The sequence below is a fragment of the Bacteroidota bacterium genome (assembly GCA_030706565.1).
Classification (GTDB): Bacteria; Bacteroidota; Bacteroidia; order Bacteroidales; family JAUZOH01; genus JAUZOH01.
Genome location: JAUZOH010000358.1, coordinates 1 through 3,862, shown reverse-complemented (window position 1 = coordinate 3,862; position 3,862 = coordinate 1). Strand labels below are relative to the sequence as shown.

The following is a 3,862-nucleotide window of genomic DNA, read 5'->3' as shown; positions in this document are numbered from 1 at the left end:
AGGATTGCGTTTAGCTCGGGTTGGCGGAGGTAATAACATGTCTGCATATAACTGGCGACTAAAACTTACGGTTCATCCCGACTGGTATAATAACGTTTATGGGACAGATTGGGATGTTTATGCACAAAAAATCAATAACAACTTTCCCAACATGCAGGGTTTTTTTGCCTTTCAATTACTTGGCAGAGCTGCATCCAGCGACCAGCACAATTTCAATGACTGGGCCTACAACCAGTCCCATTATTGGTCTGGTGTTGGTCAGAATTTAGCTGGTGGAGGGACACCTAATCCGGCCGGCGGGAGTAAAGCCCTGGTTGACGGAGACATTAATTTGTTCTCTAAGCCATGGCCAGCCGACTCTTCGGTGGCGATTCTTAACCATTGGTTTGGAGCAAATGGATTAGGGTTGAACCCAAAACAGTTTTTATACTGGGATATGGATAACGAGGTAGATGTATGGAATGGCACCCATGACTGGGCTATGCCCACGTTAATTTCTGCCTCTGCATTTATGGACCGTTACATAGAATTAGCGAAAAAGGCAAAAGCATTATATCCTGGCATCAAGCTCTGTGCACCTGTTACAACCTCTGAATGGCAGTGGTATAAATGGTCAAATGAAAGTCTATACATCAATGGCAGGTATTATCCCTGGATTGAGTATTTCATAAAACGCCTGGGGGATGAGTATAAAGCTACCGGTATTAAACTTGTAGATGTTATTGATATTCATAACTATCCATATTATAACAATGACACAGAGTCGCTACAAGGCCATCGGATTTACTATGATACAACCTACGTTTATCCAGGTTCAAATGGTATTTATACAAGTACAGGTGGCTGGGATACATCACTTAAAAAACAATATATTTTCAAGCGTTTCAACGATTGGTTAAACGAATATTTTGGAGCGAACCATGGTATAACAACTGGCCTAAGCGAATGGAGCCCTGGACCCTCTGACCCAAATTATGCTTCTGTTATATATGCTTCTCATCTTGGCACCTTTGCCAATAATGGGGTCGAGTTGTTTACACCTTGGACTTGGTTTACCGGCATGTGGGAAACCTTACACCTTTTCAGCCGCTATGCTAAAGACTATAGTGTTTCTAGCACTTCTTCAATCGAGAACACAGTTTCAGCCTATACTACTGTAAATGAAAAAGCTGACTCAATGACTGTAATCATTGTGAATAGAGACATAAGTGCTGCGCATAATGTAAGGGTAAATCTGAGTGGTTTCCCAGTTGATAATTTGACTTGTACAACACTTCAGCTATCCTCATTGCCTGCAACGGAGACATTCAAGTCGCATACAGATAATGCATTGAAATCGAATTCGGTCAAAGTGAACTCAAATTCCTTTAGCATCACAGTGCCAGCACTTTCTACTACGGCAGTTTTACTGAAATCAACATCATCAGTAACTGGGATCACAGATTACAAGCAACAAAAAGATGTAATTGAGATTTTCCCTAATCCATCCAGTGACATACTCAAAATCAGATTGAATACAAATGTTGCCGAACCAATTGAACTTGCAATATTTGACCAAACTGGGAGGAAGATCCGGTCTTCGTTTGTGAATTATGATGTGAATACAGCTCTCTCGATAAATGTGTCTGCACTTTCAAGCGGCATTTATTTTTTGTCTGTAAAAAATCCGCATCAAACATTTACAAAGGAATTTTCGATTGTGCGGTAATATGCTTCAGTGAGTTGGCTTGGGCCCAGGTTGAGGATTTAGCTATACTAAATTTATAGTTTGTCTCAATCTGCTGAGAAAAAAAACATAATTAGTTCGAAAATTTACCATGTAATTTTTATGGATCTCCATCTATATCAACTTATTCGTGTTCATAAATAATCTGCAATACAAAATTTTATAATATTAAAAGAGCCATGAGTTTCTATTTAAATTTATTATCATTATTTATATTACTTACTATAAGTTGTCATACCAATATAGATGCACAAGAATACAACCCACGAAAGCAGCTTTTCGATTACAATTGGAAATTTTTTTTGGGCGATACGGCTAATGCCAGGTCAAAGGATTTCAACGATGAGCATTGGCGTAGCCTTGATTTACCGAACGATGGGAGTATTGAAGGGAAAACAAGAAATTTAAAGGTAGATCAGACTTTTATGTACTCCCAGACAGCATAAATAATAAATATATGAGAAAAAAAACTGCTTTAGTGATTCCTTTACTTACTTTATTTTTTAGCTTTAATTCTGTAGCACAGGAAAAATATCCTTCACCAATCAGGCCTGGCAACGAGTCTGTTGCCCCGGGCAAATTTGAGCCAACCTGGCAATCGCTCAGTCAATATAAGGTTCCGGATTGGTTTCGAAATGCCAAATTCGGTATCTGGGCGCATTGGGGGCCTCAATGCCAAGCCGAACAAGGTGATTGGTATGCGAGGGGAATGTACGAAGAAGGTTCTAACTATTACAAGTGGCATGTGGCCCACTATGGTCATCCTTCCAAAGCGGGGTTCAAAGAGATGATTCACAACTGGAAAGCCGAGAACTGGAACCCTGAAAAACTGGTAAAACTTTATAAAAAAACCGGTGCGCAATACTTTTTCGCAATGGCCAACCATCACGATAACTTTGATTTGTGGGATAGCAAATATCAGGAATGGAACTCAGTACGAGTAGGCCCGAAGAAAGACATTCTAACCGGATGGGCAAAGGCTGCTAAAAAATGTGGCCTTCCTTTTGGATTAAGCGTGCATGCTTCTCACGCATGGTTATTCTACGAACCAGCCCAGAAATCTGATACAACAGGACAATTTGCCGGTATTCCTTATGATGGGAAACTGACCAAAGCCGATGGTAAAGGGACATGGTGGGAAGGTTTAGATCCACAGGCCCTTTATGCACAGAACCATAAGCCGAGCATGGGCTGGGGTTGGGAATGGCAGAAAGGTGTTGTCACTACCCCCTCACAAGATTACTGCGATAAATTTTACAACAGGACAATGGACCTGATCAATAAATATAATCCTGACTTGCTTTATTTTGACGATACTGCCCTTCCGCTTTACCCTATAAGCGATGCCGGCTTGAAAATTGCTGCTCACTATTATAACCAAAACATGGCAACTCACCATGGTAAGTTAGAGGCTGTTATGTTTGGGAAGTTACTGACCGAAGAACAAAAGAAATGTATGGTATGGGATGTAGAACGCGGTGCTCCTGACAAAAAACAAGATCTTGCCTGGCAAACCTGCACTTGTATTGGCGACTGGCATTATAACCGGAATGTGTATGATCAAAACCGTTACAAATCGGCTGCAACTGTCATCCGAACTTTAATTGACATCGTAAGTAAAAACGGAAACCTGTTGCTTAATATCCCTGTTCGCGGCGATGGTACAATTGACGATAAAGAAGTCGCCATTCTTGAAGGAATTGCCGCTTGGATGGATGTGAACAAAGAGAGTATCTTCGATACACGCCCATGGAAAATTTTCGGCGAAGGACCTTCTGTTGATGCAGTGAATAGCTTAAATGGGGCAGGTTTTAACGAAGGAAAACTTCGTTATACCGAAAAAGATATTCGTTACAACCTAAAGGGAAACATACTGTATGCCACGGTGATGGGCATCCCGACCGAAGATATTTCACTCAATGCACTTGCTAAAAATATTGGAACGCAAAAAATCAAAAAAATAGAACTGCTTGGCAGCAAAGAAAAGCTTTCATGGAAAATCAATCCCGAATCGTTGGTAATCCGGAAGCCGAATAGCATTCCAAATAATATTGCAGTAGTATTTAAAATTTCTTTGGCTCAGTTGTGTTAAGCTATAATGCTCTGTTTTATTTAATTAAAATATATGCATGATTT

General features: G+C 40.3%; 3 protein-coding genes. All 3 read left to right on the top strand.

The features are described 5' to 3' along the window. Positions 1-1,708: glycoside hydrolase family 44 protein (locus tag Q8907_14040; protein ID MDP4275391.1), on the top strand; the 1,708-nt coding region annotated here is incomplete at its 5' end. Positions 1,709-1,905: 197 nt separating this feature from the next. Beyond that, positions 1,906-2,172: a hypothetical protein gene (locus tag Q8907_14035; protein MDP4275390.1), complete on the top strand. Its 267-nt coding sequence runs from the start codon at positions 1,906-1,908 to the stop codon at positions 2,170-2,172. A gap of 11 nt (positions 2,173-2,183) precedes the next feature. Further along, entirely contained in the window at positions 2,184-3,818 is a 1,635-nt protein-coding gene (locus Q8907_14030; protein ID MDP4275389.1) for an alpha-L-fucosidase, read from the top strand. Positions 3,819-3,862 lie beyond the last annotated feature (44 nt).